This is a genomic window from Oscillochloris sp. ZM17-4, from assembly GCF_019599295.1.
GTDB lineage: Bacteria > Chloroflexota > Chloroflexia > Chloroflexales > Chloroflexaceae > Oscillochloris.
Map to the genome: position 1 here is coordinate 1 of NZ_JAIEWN010000063.1, position 14,630 is coordinate 14,630.

Sequence of the window (14,630 nt, forward strand, 5' to 3'; positions counted from 1 at the left end):
GCGCTACGACGTCAGTCGCCAGCTGAGGCTCCTACGCTCATAGGTTACCCCAAGGCGTAGTCGCGCTAACGAAATATTCGTTAGCGCGACTACATCCTGGGTCAAGTTCTGAGCGGTGTGGTAGGATCGTATCAGGACGGAGGCGGCGGCATGTGCCTGCTGGGCACAGACAACCAGAAATTCTGGCGAGCCGGGGGATTAAGCGAAGGAGATTCCTATGGAGAAGCAGCGTGGCGGGCGGGGCTGGCTGATCGCCCTGTCGATCATCGCGGGGCTGGTGATCTCGTGTGCGATCCTGCCCCTCGGCGGGATGGCCCTGCTGCTGGCGGCGGCGGGCGGCAGCGACAGCGGCGGCGGGCCGCTGGGGCCGAGCCGCTGGGACGAGCAGATCGTCTCGGGCAGCGGGCTGAACCGGGTGGTGATCATCGACGTCAGCGGCGTGATCGGCGCCGGGGGCGATATCTTCGGCGCCGGGGGCACCCAGGATGATCTGCTCAGCCAGATCAAGCAGGCCGCCGGCGACCCGCTGGTCAAGGCGGTGGTGCTGCGGGTGGACAGCCCCGGCGGCGGGGTGGTGGCCAGCAGCGAGATCCACGCCGAGCTGGTGAAGCTGCGCGACGCCGGCAAGACCCTGGTGGTCAGCATGGGCGCGACGGCGGCCAGCGGCGGCTACTACATCAGCACGGCGGCCGAGAAGATCTACGCCAACAAGGACACCTTCACCGGCAGCCTGGGCGTGATCCTGGAGCTGACCAACTACGGCGAGGCCTTCACGACGCTCGGGCTGAAGAGCTACGTCTACAAGAGCGGCGCGCTGAAGGACATCGGCTCGGCGACGCGCGAGCCGACGGCCGAGGAGGATGCGGTGCTCCAGCGGGTGGTGGACGAGGCCTACCAGGGCTTCGTGGATGTGATCGTGGATGGGCGGGGGCTGCCGCGCGAGCGGGTGCTGGAGATCGCCGACGGGCGGATCTACACCGGGGCGCAGGCCAAGGAGCTGGGCCTGGTGGACGAGCTGGGCAATCTGGATGAGGCCATCGCCGGGGCGCAGGGCCTGGCCGGCATGGGCGACACGCTGGTGGTGCGCTACGCCCGCTCCAGCTCGCTGCGCGCGCTGCTGCTGAGCCGGCTTGCCGCACCGCAGGCCCAGGCCGACCCGCTCGGCCTGCGGGCGGTCACCAGCCCGCCCGCGCCCCAGATGGAGTACCGCTGGCGGCCATAAATCACTGAGTCACTGAGTCACTGAGGCGCTGAAAACGCACTGAGAGGGTGTACATCGCGTCAAAGACGCGATGTACACCCTCTCAGTGTCTCAGTGACTCAGTGTCTCAGTGATCTAGAAGTCCATGCCGCCCATGCCGCCGCCGGGCATGCCGCCGCCGGGCATGCCGCCGCCCTTCTCCTCGGGCAGGTCGGTGATCAGAGCCTCGGTGGTCAGGATCATGCCCGCGATGGAGACCGCGTTCTGCACGGCGCTGCGCGTCACCTTGACCGGGTCGATGATGCCCTGCTCGATCATGCTGCCGTACTCGCCGGTCAGCACGTTATAGCCGAAGGTGTTGTCGCCCGTGTCGGCCTGCTGGCGGCGGACGTTGGCGATGATCACCGAGCCCTCCTCGCCGGCGTTGCGGGCCAGGATGCGCAGGGGCTCCTCAAGGGCGCGGCGCAGGATGGTCAGGCCGACCCGCTCATCCTCGTGGGCGACCTTGACGTTGTCCAGGGCGCTGATCGCGTTGATCAGGCTGACGCCGCCGCCGGGGACGATGCCCTCCTCAACCGCCGCGCGGGTGGCGCTCAGGGCGTCCTCGACGCGGTGCTTCTTCTCCTTCAGCTCCGGCTCGGTGGCCGCGCCGACCTTGATCACCGCCACGCCGCCGGCCAGCTTGGCCAGGCGCTCCTGCAGCTTCTCGCGGTCGAAGTCGCTGGTGGTCGTCTCGATCTGGGCGCGGATCTGGTCGATCCGGGCGCGGATGGCGCCCTCATCGCCCTTGCCCTCGACGAAGGTGGTGTCGTCCTTGCTCGACACGACCTTGCGGGCGCGGCCCAGGTCCTCGATGGTGGCGCTGTCGAGCTTGCGGCCGATCTCCTCGGAGATCACCGTGCCGCCGGTGAGGATGGCGATGTCCTGCAGCATGGCCTTGCGGCGGTCGCCGAAGCCGGGGGCCTTGACGGCCAGCACGTTGATCGTGCCGCGCAGCTTGTTGACGACCAGAGTCGCCAGGGCCTCGCCGTCCACGTCCTCGGCCACGATCACGAAGTTCTTCGTGACCTGGAGCACCTTCTCCAGCACCGGCAGGACTTCCTGGATGCTGCTGATCTTCTTGTCGGTGATCAGGATGTAGGGATCCTCGAGCTCGGCCTCCTGGCGGTCCACATTGGTGACCATGTAGCCGGAGATGTAGCCGCGGTCGATCTGCATGCCCTCGGTGTACTCCTTCTCGAAGGCCACGCCGCGGGACTCCTCGACCGTGATCACGCCGTCCTTGCCGACCTTCTCCATCACCTCGGCGATCAGCTCGCCGATCTCGCTGTCGGCGGCCGAGTTGGTGGCCACGTGGGCGATGTCGGCACGGTCGCGCACGGGGGTGGCGCTGGCCTTGATCGCGGCCACGAGCGCCTCGGCGCCCTTGTCGAGGCCGCGCTTGAGCAGCATCGCGTTGGCCCCAGCGGCGACGACCTTCAGGCCCTCGGTGACGATGGCCTGGGCCAGCACGGTGGCTGTGGTGGTGCCGTCACCGGCGACATCGTTGGTCTTGGTGGCCGCCTCCTTGAGGAGCTGGGCGCCCATGTTCTCGAAGGGGTCTTGGAGCTCGATCTCCTTGGCGACGGTGACGCCGTCGTGGGTGACCGTGGGGGATCCGAACTTCTTGTCGATGGCGACGTTGCGGCCGCGCGGGCCAAGGGTGGTCTTGACCGCGTCGGCGACCATGTCGACGCCGCGCTTGAGCGAGCGGCGGGCCTCCTCGTTGAAGTGGAGCTGCTTAGCCATAAGGGTCTGTATTCCTCTCAGTAAGTTACAAGATAATGTTGAATGTTTAACGTTGAATGTTGAATTGAGCGCGCGTACGCAGCATTCAGCATTCAACATTCAGCATTAAACATTACTCCTGAATGATGCCCAGGATATCCTTCTCGGCCAGGATGAGGTACTCGACCTCGTCGACCTTGAACTCGGTGCCGCTGTACTTGGCGAAGAGCACCTTGTCGCCGGTCGTGACGCTCATCGGGACGAGCTTGCCGCTGTCGTCGCGGCGGCCCTCGCCGACGGCGAGGATGGTGCCCTCCATGGGGCGCTCCTTGCTCGCGGTGTCGGGCAGGAAGATGCCGGTCTTCGTCTTCTCTTCGCGGTCAGCTGGCTTGAGCACGACACGGTCGCCGAGTGGCCGAATGCGGAAATCCGCCATAGCTGCTATCCCTCCATACAAAGCATGCTTACTAACATGATGAGCGGTTAGCACTCTCGACAGATGAGTGCTAACCGCTCACTATAGTACCCAAGGCATCTGCTTTTGTCAAGATCTATTTTAGCACTCATTTCGCGCGAGTGCCAGCGCCTACGGCCGCGCGCCTGGCCCGCGCACAACTCGGCCGGGGAGGGCGCCGGTGTGCGCGCCGCCATCCAGCACCCGCGCCCCGTTCACCCACACGTCGCGCACGCCGACCGAGAGCTGGTGCGGCTGCGCGAAGGTCGCCCGGTCGGCGATCATCTCCGGGTCAAAGATCACCACGTCGGCCAGCATGCCCGCATGGAGCAGCCCGCGGTCGCGTAGCCCCAGCCGGCTCGCCACCGCCCACGACATCTTGCGCACGGCGTCCTCCAGGCTGAGGGCGCGCTCCTCGCGCACATATGTGCCCAGCACGCGCGGGTAGGTGCCGTAGGCGCGCGGGTGGACCGGGCCGTGGGCGGCGGCCCAGGCCGGGTCGTAGCCGCCGGCGTCGGTCGAGACCTTGATCCAGGGCAGGCCGAGCTGCATGCGCACGTTCTGCTCGTCCATCGAGAAGTAGATCGTGCTGATGCGCTGGCCCTCGGCCACCAGCAGATCCATGACCGCGTCCACCCAGTGCTGGCCGCGCAGCTCGGCGATCTCGCTCAGGCGCCTGCCGACGTAGATCTGGTGCTCTGGGAGCTGGAAGCCGATCGGCATGACCCCGGCCGGCGTCGTGTTGTGGCCCATGGCCTCCCAGTCGCCCGAGGGCTCCAGCACCTCGGCGCGGATCCTGGCCCGCATCTCCGGGTCGGCCAGGTTCTGGTACAGCATGCCATCGGCGTCGGCCCAGGGCGGCAGGATCGAGGTCAGCCCGGTGCCCGAGGCCGCGTAGGGGTACATGTCGGCGGTCACGTCCACGCCGGCGGCCCGGGCCGCCGCGATCGCCTCGATGGCGGCGGGCATCAGCCCCCAGAAGGGCCGCCCGGCCGCCTTCAGGTGGTAGATCTCCACCGGCAGCCGCGCCCGCCGGCCGATCTCCACCGCCTCGCCGATCGCCTCGACCAGCTGGTCGGCCTCGGAGCGGATATGGGTTATGTAAACTCCATGATACGCGGCCACCACCTGACAGACCTCCACCAGCTCGTCGGTCTCCACGAAGGAGTCGGGCGGGTAGATCAGGGCGTGGCGCAGAACATGAGCGTGATCCGCCCGTTCTCGCGCAGGTGGGCCGAGGTCTCGTTGCCGCTGCCGGTCAGGTCGAGGTAGGCCACCCTGTTGGGATCCAGCACCCGCAGGCAGTCAAGCCCCTTGGGCGACAGGTTCACGTGCCCGTCGGGGCTGAGCGGCGCGCTGGCGACGAAGAACATCTGCTGGGCCACGATAAACGCCCGCTGGTCGTCGCTGATTGAGTCGTAGACAGTTGCCATGAGCTGAGATCTCCTTTTGGTATGTGTGGGCGCAGCGCGCTGCGCCCCTACATGGCTGGCGGGCCCTGCGCGATCCGCCGGCGCACGGCGGCCATCCCATCCCCGTCGCGCGGTGCGCCCCACAGCGTCTCGGTCCACCAGGTGGCCCCGGCCGCCGCCCAGGGCGCCACCTGCGCCGCGCCGGCCGCCCGGTCGTCGCCGGGGGTCTCGCCCTCGACCACAATGTCGAAGGGCGTCTTAGGGGCGCGGCGCTCGGCCACGTAGGCCGCCATCTCGCGCAGCTCATCTGGGGTGGCCTGGCGTGCCTTGCCGTCCGCGCCGAAGGCCGAGGGCAGCAGGCCGTCGTACAGGAGCGCGCGGCCCATCGACCGCTCGCGCGGCCAGGCCCCCACCACCCAGATCGGGATGCGCGGCGTCTGGACCGGCGGCGGCGGCGGCGCGAAGTCCGTCGGCGTGATCGTGTAGTGCTTGCCGCTGTAGCTGAAGGGCTGCCCGGCCCACAGCCCGGTCAGCACCGCCAGCCCCTCGTCGGTCAGCTCGGCCCGCTCCCTGCGGTCCGTCACCTCGCCGAAGGCGGCGTAGCCCGTGTCGGGCGCGCCCAGCCCCACCGCCAGGATAACCCGCCCGCCCGAGAGGTTGTCTAGCGCGGCCGTCTCGCTGGCCAGCTTCCAGGGCCGCATGCGCGCGATCGGCGTGAGCATGGTGCCCAGGCGGATGCGCTCCGTCACCATCGCCGCCGCCGTCAGGCAGACCCAGGCGTCCACCCCCCAGACCGGCTCCCAGATGAAGATCCCGTCCCATCCGGCCGCCTCGGCTGCCCGCGCCGCCTCCGCCACCGCGCGCGCGTCGCCGAAGGGCATCACGAAGCCGTACTTCATGGCAAGGCCTCCTCTCATCAATGCTGAATGTTGAATGCTGAATGTTGAATGTCCAGTAGTGTGTATCGTAATTCTGCCACCTGTGCATCGCTCTGTAGCCCGATTGCGTTCTAGCGGCGGAGATATAGTACAATCGCCGTAACCCAGCATTCACCATTCACCATTCAGCATTCAACATTACTCAAGGGGGCTTCGATGACGAGCACATCCCACCCGCGGCTGCTCTGGACGCCGCCGGAGTCGTTTCAGGAGGCGAGCAACATGCGCGCCTTCATGGCCTGGCTCGCCGACAGCCGCGGGCTGCGCCTCGACAGCTACGCCGCGCTCTGGCAGTGGTCGGTCGATGACATCGAGGGCTTCTGGGCCGCGCTCTGGGACTACTTCCGCGTCCAGTCGCCCGCGCCCTACGCGGCGGTGCTCTCGGGCCACACCATGCCCGGCGCGCGCTGGTTCGAGGGCGCCCGGATCAACTACGCCGAGCACGCCTTCCGCAGCGCCAGCCCCGACCACCCGGCCATGCTCTTCCAGTCGGAGACCCAGCCGCTCACCGCGATCAGCTGGGGCGAGCTGGAGCGCCAGGTGGCCGCCGTCGCCGCCTGCCTGCGCGGCATGGGCGTGACGGCGGGCGACCGGGTCGTCGCCTATGTGGGCAACACCCCGCAGGCCCTGGTGGCCTTCCTGGCCGCCGCCAGCATCGGCGCGGTCTGGTCGAGCTGCTCGCCGGACTTCGGCAGCCCCAGCGTGATCGACCGCTTCACCCAGATCGGGCCGAAGGTGCTCTTCGCGATCGACGGCTACCAGTACGGCGGCAAGCCCTTCGACCGCCGCCCCGCCGTGGCCGAGCTCCAGGCCGCCCTGCCCAGCCTGGAGCACACGATCTTCATCCCCTACCTGGACCCGGCCGCCGCGCCGGATGGGCTCCAGCGCGTGACGATGTGGGCCGATGCGCTGGCCACCCCCGGCGCGCTCCAGTGTACGCCGGTGCCCTTCGACCACCCGCTCTGGGTGCTCTACTCCTCGGGCACCACCGGCATGCCCAAGCCGATCGTCCACAGCCAGGGCGGAATCCTGCTCCAGCACCTCAAGGAGCTGCACCTGCACCTCGACCTCAAGCCGGGCGACCGCTTCTTCTGGTTCTCGACCACCGGCTGGATGATGTGGAACCTGCTGGTGGGCGCGCTGCTCGTGGGGGCCACCGTGGTCAGCTACGACGGCAGCCCGGCCTACCCCGACATGGGCGTGCTCTGGCGGCTGGCCGAGCAGAGCGGCATGACCTTCTTCGGCACCAGCGCCGGCTACATCACCGCCCTGATGAAGACCGAGGTCGAGCCGGGGCGCGACCACGACCTGAGCAAGCTGGTGGGCGTGGGCTCGACCGGATCGCCGCTGCCGCCCGAGGGCTTCGACTGGGTCTATGACCATGTGAAGCCCGACATCTGGCTGGCCTCGGTGAGCGGCGGCACCGATGTGTGCGGCTGCTTCGTGAGCGGCTCGCCGCTGCTGCCGGTCTACAGCGGCGAGATCCAGTGCCGCGGCCTGGGCGTGCGGGCGGCGGCCTACGACACCGACGGCAGCCCGGTGCTGGGCGTGATGGGCGAGCTGGTGATCGAGGCACCGATGCCCTCGATGCCGATCTACTTCTGGAACGACCCCGGCGACGCGCGCTATCGCGAGAGCTACTTCGAGCTCTACCCCGGCAAGTGGCGGCACGGCGACTGGATCGTGGTGAATGAGCGCGGCGGCGTGGTGATCTACGGGCGATCCGACAGCACGATCAACCGCCAGGGCATCCGCATGGGCACCAGCGAGATCTACCGCGCCGTCGAGTCGGTGCCCGAGGTGCTCGACAGCCTGGTGATCGACCTGGAGGGGCTGGGCGGCGCCTCGTACATGCCGCTCTTTGTGATGCTGCGCGAGGGGCTGGCGCTCGACGAGGCCCTGACCAAGAAGATCAAGGGCGCCATCCGCAGCGCCCTCTCGCCGCGCCACGTCCCCGACGAGATCTTCGCCATCCCCGACATCCCGCGCACGCTCAGCGGCAAGAAGCTTGAGGTGCCGGTGAAGAAGATCCTCGCCGGCGTGCCGGTGGAGCGGGCCGCCAACCCCGACTCGCTGAAGAACCCCGAGCTGCTGCCCTTCTTTGTCGAGCTGGCCGCCAGGCTCAAGGGCCGGCTCGCGGGCTAGGCGCAAGGGGGCGGTGATGTCCCGATGGCGACACGAGCGCTAAGCGTTCACGCGGCCATCGGGACATCATCGCCCCTCTGCAAAGGAGAGGTGTCGCGACGCCTCCCACTTTGGGAAGCGATCAAGCAGGCTGGCTGGCAAGACTCATCAAAGGCGTGGGGCCATCTGCGGCGGCCAGGTCCTGCCAGCGTCCGTCCGGGTCGACCAGCGTGGCGACGTTGGTGAGGCCCAGGCGGCGCAGCAGGCTGGTGGCGATCTGCGAGCGGTAGCCCGACGCGCAGTGAACGATCACCGGCCGGTCATGCGGGATGCGGTCCAGGTGCCTCGGCAGGAACCCGAGGGCGATGTGCAGCGCGCCGGGCAGGTGGACTTCATCGTACTCGGTCTGGCCGCGCACATCGAGGATTTGCGCGTCGCCGCCCGCCAGGGCCTCCCTCAGGTCGTCCTGGCCGGCCGTCGGCAGCTGGGCCAGGCCATCGCCTATGGCCGATGCGGGCAGGTAGCCGGGGATGTCATCGACGCCGATGGCGCGCAGGGCGACCAGGATCTTCGCCCAACTGGCGTCATCCGGCAAGATCACATACGTCGGCCGGGCGTAGTCTACAAACCAGCCCACATAAGTGCTGAACATCGTCGAGCTGGCGGGGACGCTCAGGCTGCCGGGGATGTGGCCGGCGACAAAGGCCTCCTGCTCGCGCAGGTCGACCACCAGATCGCCCGCCGCGATCGCCCGATCAAGCGCGGCGCGGTCGATCATGCTGGGCACGGTGAGCTCCGCGAGCAGGGCCGGGCCAACCTTGTTCACGTGCTTCATGCGGGCGAAGTAGCGCGGCGGCTCGGGCTGGCCGTCCAGCAGCCAGTGGACAAAGCGATCCTCGCTGCTGAACTGGAAGGCCGGGTTGAAGCGCTTCTCGTAGCCGAGGGTGCTGGAGGGGATGGCGCCGAGCGCCTTGCCGCAGGCGCTGCCCGCGCCGTGGGCTGGCCAGACCTGGAGGTAGTCGGGCAGCGCCTTGAATCGCTCGACTGACTGGAACTGGGTGCGTGCGCCGGGCTCCTTAGTGCCCACAAAGCCCGCCGCCTCCTCCAGCAGGTCGGGCCGGCCGACATCGCCGACGAAGAGGAAGTCGCCCGTACACACGCCCATGGGCGCGTCGGCACCGGCGGTGTCGGTGATCATAAAGGCGATATGCTCCAGGGTGTGGCCGGGGGTGGCCACCACCTCGATCTTGATGTTGCCGACCATCCAGCTGTCGCCGTCGCGCACCAGGGTGGCCCGCGTGACCTCAGGGTAGGCATACTTCCACGACTCATCGCCCATATCGCTGAGGTACATCTGGGCGCCCGTGCGCGCGGCCAGCTCGCGCAGGCCGCTGACGAAGTCGGCGTGGATGTGGGTCTCAGTGACGTGGGTGATCCGCAGGCCCTCCTTTGCCGCGGCCTGGACGTAGGGCACCACATCACGCATCGGGTCGATCACCAGCGCCTCGCCAGTCTTGGCGCAGCCGATCAGGTAGGAAGCCTGAGCCAGTGTTTCGTCATAGAAATATTTCAGGAGCATCGGTAGGTCCCTCCACTACAAAGGTGCCGCTGGCCATAATGTGTGTCGCCGCGCCGCTGCGGCGCTGGCCGGCGCTTGTCGTAGCGTAAGGATAGCGTATTATGAGGCCATACAGAAGCCCCAAGAGCAAACTCTCACGAGAAGCTTAGGTGCGACACGGAAACAACGGTGATCTGGGAGCCACACCGGCCCGATGGAGCCGCTCTCGCAGGGCACGTGCAACGATACCGCTGGCGAATTCCAAAACGCCCTTCTGACCTACGATTTCCAACGCTGCCTGATACAGCCATATTCTGTATCAGGCAGCGTTGGCGGGCAACTGCGACAATTCGCCAGCGGTATCAAGGGTACGCCGCACCCTGCGCCGCTCGCGCCGCCCGCGGCGGAGTGTGGTATTGTTCCCCGCACGCATAGTCTGGGTGCGCCCGGCGCGCCGGGTCAGGAGGCATACGGGTGAGCACATTTAGCGACTACCGCGACCACGTCGGCGCGAGCGCCGAGCGCTGGTTCAAGAGCACGATCTTTCTCAGCCCGAACATGCTCGTCGGCATGGACTGCCTGGAGCCGGGGCAGGCCCAGCCGACCCATCAGCACGCCGGGCGCGACAAGATGTACTTCGTGGTCGAGGGCGAGGGCGCGTTCACGGTCGGCGCGGAGACGCGCCGGCTGGGGCCGGGCGGGCTGGCCTGGGCGCCCGCCGACAGCCCCCACGGCGTTGTCAACGTGGGGGCCGGCCGGCTGACTATGCTGATCGCCATGGCCCCAGAACCCAAGTAGGGGCGCAGCAGGCGGCCGCGTGCGGCCGCCTGCTGCGCTCCTACGCCCCGCCCACCTCGATGCCGCTCAGCCGCTCGATCGCCTTCACCAGGGCGTGGTTGCCTTCGGCGCCGAGGCCGGCGGCCTGGAGCGTGCGGTACATCTGGAAGATCGTCGCCGTGGCCTGCACCGGCGCGCCGACCTGGTCGGCCGCCTCCAGCACCAGCCGCAGGTCTTTCTGCTGCAGGTCGATCGTGAAGCCGGGCCGCCAGTCGCGCGTAATCACCTGCGGGCCGCGGTTGGTCAGCATCCAGCTGCCGGCCGCGCCGGGGGTGACGGCGGCCAATGTCTTCTCCAGGTCCGCGCCGCTGGCCTGTGCGAAGACCAACGCCTCGGCCACCGCCAGCATGTTGCCGACCACCAGGATCTGGTTAACCAGCTTGACCGTCTGGCCGGCGCCGTGGCCGCCGACGTGGGTGATCGCCTTGCCCATGGCCTGGAAGGCCGGCATGGCCCGCGCGACATCGGCGGCCTCGCCGCCGACCATGATCGAGAGCGTGCCCTTGGCCGCGCCCTCGCTGCCCCCGCTAATCGGCGCGTCCAGGCTGGCCACGCCCCGCGCGGCCAGGGCCTCGGCCATCTCGCGGGCGGCCTGCGGGCTGATCGTGCTCATGTCGATCACGAGGGAGCCCGCGCGCGCCCCGTGGATCAGCCCGCCCGCGCCCAGCGTCACCGCGAGCACGTCGGGCGTGTCGCTCACGCATGTGATGATGATATCGGAGCTCGCCGCGACCTCGGCGGGGCTGGCCGCCGCCGCCGCCCCGGCCGCCACAAACTCGTCCGCGCGGCCCGCCGTGCGGTTCCAGACCGTCAGCTCGAAGCCGGCCCGCAGCAGGTTGCCCACCATCCCACGGCCCATGATCCCCAGGCCGATAAAGCCGATCCGCTCTCCCATGTGCTGCTCCCGCTGCTATCCGGCGCGCGGCGCCGCGCGCCTCCTGTACCCGGATTGTATGCGAGCGTGGGGGATGGCGCAACACTGCGGCGCTGCGGCGCTGAGGCATACTGAGATCGCTCCCCCGCCCAGATGAGTGACACCCCCGCCCCCCAAACGAGGGTTGTCCCGCCCGCTATGGCCTGCTACTCTATACCCTGTACCCTGTACCCTGCACCCTGTACCCTTGGGACGCTATGACAACGCCACACCACCCGCAGCCCCTGATCGATGTCCAGGGCGTACACAAGAGCTACCAGCTCGGGCCGACTAGCATCCCGGCCCTGCGCGGCGTCTCCTTCCGCGTGCGGCCCGGCGAGTTTGTCGCCGTGGTCGGCCCCTCGGGCAGCGGCAAGTCCACCCTGCTCAACATGATCGCCGGGGTGGACAAGCTCAGCGCCGGCGAGGTGCTCGTCGGCGGGCGGCCCATCCACCGCCTGCGCGAGGCCGAGCGCGCCCGCTGGCGTGGCGCTTCCCTCGGCATCGTCTTCCAGTTCTTCCAGATGCTGCCGACCATGACCCTGCTGGCCAACGTCATGCTGCCGATGGAGCTGTCCGGCACGTACACGCCCGCCGCCCGCCGCGCCCGCGCCGAGGAGCTGCTGGGCCGCGTCGGCCTGGCCGAGCACATCCACAAGCTGCCCAGCCGGGTCAGCGGCGGCCAGCAGCAGCGCGCCGCCGTCGCCCGCGCCCTGGCCAACGACCCGCCGCTCATCCTGGGCGACGAGCCCACCGGCAACCTCGACAGTGGCTCGGCCGAGGTGGTCTTCACCCTCTTCGCCGAGCTTGTCGCCGCTGGCAAGACGGTGCTGATGGTCACGCAGGACGAGGCCCTGGCCGCGCGCATGCCGCGCCGGATCGAGCTGGGCGAGGGGCTGGTGCGCCGGGATAGCGCGGAGGCCGACGATGCGTGAGATCTTCACCACCTCTCTGCGCCACAAGATCTGGTTCGACCTGTGGAGCGCGCGCCAGCGCACGCTCCAGGCGGTGCTGACGATCGCTATCGGCGCCTTCGCCGTGGGCATGGTGCTCAGCTCGCTGCGCGGGCTGGAGGCCGACACCCGCGCCACCTGGGCCACGGCGGCGGCCCCGGCGATCGCGATACGGATCTCGCCGCCCGCCGATGACGCCCTGATCGACGCGCTGCGCGACCGGCCCGACCTCGCGACGGTCGAGGGCCACCTGGAGACGAGCATCAAGTGGCGGCCCAGCCGCGAGTCGCCCTGGCGCGCGGCCAGCCTGGTCGCCCGCCAGGACTATCAGCGCCAGGGGGTCTCGGTGCTACAGCTCGACGCTGGCGCGTGGCCCTCCGGCCACACGCTGGCGGTCGAGCGGCGCTTCCCGATCCGCATCGGCGACAGCGTCGAGCTGCGGGTGGACGGCTACGAGACCAGCGCGCCGGTCGGCGGGCTGGTCTACAACCGGGCCATCCCGGCCTCCAGCCTGGGCGGCGACCCGGTCTTCTACACCACCCGCGAGCGATTCAGCGCGCTGACCGGGCAGCGCCGCTACACGATCATCCGGGCCACGCTGCCGAGCTACACGCCCGAGCGGGCCGAGGCCGCCGCCGCCCGGCTCCAGGCCGACCTGGCCGAGCGGGGGTTTACGGCGACGCCGGCCTCGATCAGCCGCACCATGACCACCGACCCGGACAAGGCATGGTTCGAGGAGCTGATCGGCGGGGCGGGCCTGGTGATGCAGGTGGTGGCCGTGGTGACGATGGCCCTCAGCCTGCTGCTGATCTACACCACCGTGACGACGATCATCACCCAGCAGACCTCCCAGATCGGTGAGCTGAAGGCGATCGGGGCCAGCGGCGGCCAGATCATGGCGGTCTACATGGTGCTGGTCCTCGCCTATGGTATCGCGGCGGCGGTGATCTCGCTGCCGGCGGCGGTGCTGGCCTCCAACGGGATGCGCCACGTGCTGGTGGCCCAGTTCGGCATGAGCCCGGGGCCGTTCTTCGCTGACGCGGGCACGCTGCTGCTCCAGCTGGCGCTCTGCGTGCTGGCCCCGCTGATCACCGCGATCTTCCCGATCATGCGCGGCGCCCGGATCACCGTGCGCGAGGCGATCAGCTCCTACGGCCTGAGCAGCACCGGCAGCGCCCTCGACGCGCTGCTCGGGCGGATCACCGGGCTCTCGCGGGTGCTCTCGCTGGCGCTCAGCAATGTCTTCCGCAACTGGCGGCGCATGCTGCTCACCCAGCTGGCCCTCGGCGGGGCCGGCGTCACCCTGGTGGCGGTGCTGAGCACCCAGGCCACGCTCGGCTACACCTCGTGGACGCTCTTCCCCGATATCTACGCCTACGGGCTCCAGCTCGACTTCGGCCGCCCGGCGAGCTTTTCGCAGATCGAGCAGGTCCGGGGGATGCCCGGCGTGGCGGGCGTCGAGGTCTGGCGCACCGTCTCGGCGCTGGCCGACCCCGGCCCCGGGCGCGGCCAGCCGCGCAGCCTGCAGATCAACGGCCTGCCGCTGCCCTCGGCTAGCTACCGGCCCCAGCTGCGCGCCGGGCGCTGGCTGCGGCCCGGCGACACCTACGCCCTGACTCTGGCCGAGAGCGTGGCCGATGAGCTGGGCGTGGGCGTGGGCGACGCGCTGACGCTGCGCATCCCCGACGCGGCCAGCCCCGATATCTGGGCCAGCCAGCGCCAGTGGCAGGTGGTCGGCATTCTGATCGACCCAAACATCCGCAACATCAGCCGGACCGGCATGGCTCCGCGCGACACCCTGGGCGCAGAGGCCGGCGGCGGCCTGGTCGGCACCCGCGCCCAGATCGACATACCGGCGGCCACCGGCGCGAGCGCGCTGTCCATCGCCGACACGCTGCGCGAGTTCTACGACGGGCGCGGCCTGGATGTGCAGATCACCCGCAACGACACGGTCTACCAGCGCAGCAGCATCCAGGCCGATAGCCTGGCCGTGCTCTCATCGCTGCTGATGGTCATGGCGGTGATCGTGGCCCTGGTGGGTGGGATCGCGCTGAGCGGCGTGCTCCAGATCAGCGTGCTGGAGCGCCGCCGCGAGATCGGCGTGCTGCGCGCGATCGGGGCCACGCCGGGCACGATCAGGACCCTGTTCGTCACCGAGGGCCTGGTGCTCGGCTGGATCAGCTGGCTGATCGCCCTCGCCCTCAGCTACCCCGCCGGCCTGGCCCTGTCCAAGCCGCTCGCCGCGACGGTCGGCATCAGCATCGTCTTCCAGTACTCGTGGGCCGGCGTGGCCCTCTGGCTCGCCCTGGCCAGCCTGATCGGCGTCGTCGCCAGCCTGGCCCCGGCCCAGGGCGCCATCCGCGCCAGCGTGCAGGAGAGCCTGTCGTATGAGTAGCGGGGCTGCGCCCCGCCCGCATAAAGTAGGGCTACTGCCCTAAAAAACCTTGTTAGCGCGAATAAGTCCTGGGTCAAG

Annotated in this window: 11 protein-coding genes and 1 pseudogene; 5 read left to right on the forward strand and 7 right to left on the reverse strand. The window is 69.2% G+C overall.

Translation table 11 applies throughout. The features are described 5' to 3' along the window. Positions 1-217: 217 nt before the first annotated feature. On the forward strand, positions 218-1,222 hold the full coding sequence (gene sppA / locus K2Z83_RS25450) for a signal peptide peptidase SppA (RefSeq protein ID WP_220597982.1): 1,005 nt from the start codon (positions 218-220) through the stop codon (positions 1,220-1,222). Between the two features lie 114 nt (positions 1,223-1,336). Here sppA and groL read toward each other — a convergent pair whose 3' ends face one another. From groL to K2Z83_RS25475, 5 genes and pseudogenes are all read right to left on the reverse strand, one after another. Continuing rightward, positions 1,337-2,989, reverse strand: coding sequence for a chaperonin GroEL (gene groL / locus K2Z83_RS25455; protein ID WP_220597983.1), 1,653 nt, complete (start codon positions 2,987-2,989; stop codon positions 1,337-1,339). A gap of 112 nt (positions 2,990-3,101) precedes the next feature. Beyond that, positions 3,102-3,404: a co-chaperone GroES gene (gene groES / locus K2Z83_RS25460; protein ID WP_220597984.1), complete on the reverse strand. Its 303-nt coding sequence runs from the start codon at positions 3,402-3,404 to the stop codon at positions 3,102-3,104. A 150-nt stretch (positions 3,405-3,554) separates the two neighbouring features. Then, on the reverse strand, positions 3,555-4,583 hold the full coding sequence (locus tag K2Z83_RS30220) for an amidohydrolase family protein (RefSeq protein WP_220597985.1): 1,029 nt from the start codon (positions 4,581-4,583) through the stop codon (positions 3,555-3,557). 29 nt (positions 4,584-4,612) lie between these two features. Further along, positions 4,613-4,855, reverse strand: a pseudogene (locus K2Z83_RS25470) (pyridoxamine 5'-phosphate oxidase family protein); the annotation flags it as partial. Positions 4,856-4,902: 47 nt separating this feature from the next. Continuing rightward, complete coding sequence (locus K2Z83_RS25475; protein WP_220597987.1) at positions 4,903-5,733, reverse strand: LLM class flavin-dependent oxidoreductase; 831 nt, start codon at positions 5,731-5,733, stop codon at positions 4,903-4,905. 195 nt (positions 5,734-5,928) lie between these two features. Between K2Z83_RS25475 and K2Z83_RS25480 the strand changes: the two genes are divergently transcribed. Continuing rightward, positions 5,929-7,917, forward strand: a complete 1,989-nt coding sequence (locus K2Z83_RS25480; RefSeq protein WP_220597988.1) for an acetoacetate--CoA ligase — start codon at positions 5,929-5,931, stop codon at positions 7,915-7,917. A gap of 121 nt (positions 7,918-8,038) precedes the next feature. On the opposite strand, the gene K2Z83_RS25485 is transcribed toward K2Z83_RS25480, so the two are convergent. Then, entirely contained in the window at positions 8,039-9,475 is a 1,437-nt protein-coding gene (locus tag K2Z83_RS25485; RefSeq protein ID WP_220597989.1) for an MBL fold metallo-hydrolase, read from the reverse strand. A gap of 453 nt (positions 9,476-9,928) precedes the next feature. Between K2Z83_RS25485 and K2Z83_RS25490 the strand changes: the two genes are divergently transcribed. After that, positions 9,929-10,252, forward strand: coding sequence for a cupin domain-containing protein (locus tag K2Z83_RS25490; RefSeq protein ID WP_220597990.1), 324 nt, complete (start codon positions 9,929-9,931; stop codon positions 10,250-10,252). 40 nt (positions 10,253-10,292) lie between these two features. On the opposite strand, the gene K2Z83_RS25495 is transcribed toward K2Z83_RS25490, so the two are convergent. After that, entirely contained in the window at positions 10,293-11,186 is an 894-nt protein-coding gene (locus tag K2Z83_RS25495) for an NAD(P)-dependent oxidoreductase (protein ID WP_220597991.1), read from the reverse strand. Between the two features lie 236 nt (positions 11,187-11,422). Here K2Z83_RS25495 and K2Z83_RS25500 point away from each other — a divergent pair, with 236 nt between their 5' ends. Together K2Z83_RS25500 and K2Z83_RS25505 are read left to right on the forward strand one after the other, a co-directional pair. Further along, positions 11,423-12,139 carry an ABC transporter ATP-binding protein gene (locus K2Z83_RS25500; RefSeq protein WP_220597992.1) on the forward strand — a complete coding sequence of 239 codons (717 nt, stop codon included), beginning with the start codon at positions 11,423-11,425 and terminating at the stop codon, positions 12,137-12,139. Then, entirely contained in the window at positions 12,132-14,552 is a 2,421-nt protein-coding gene (locus K2Z83_RS25505) for an FtsX-like permease family protein (RefSeq protein ID WP_220597993.1), read from the forward strand. The genes K2Z83_RS25500 and K2Z83_RS25505 overlap by 8 nt, the downstream gene beginning before the upstream one ends. Positions 14,553-14,630: the final 78 nt, after the last annotated feature.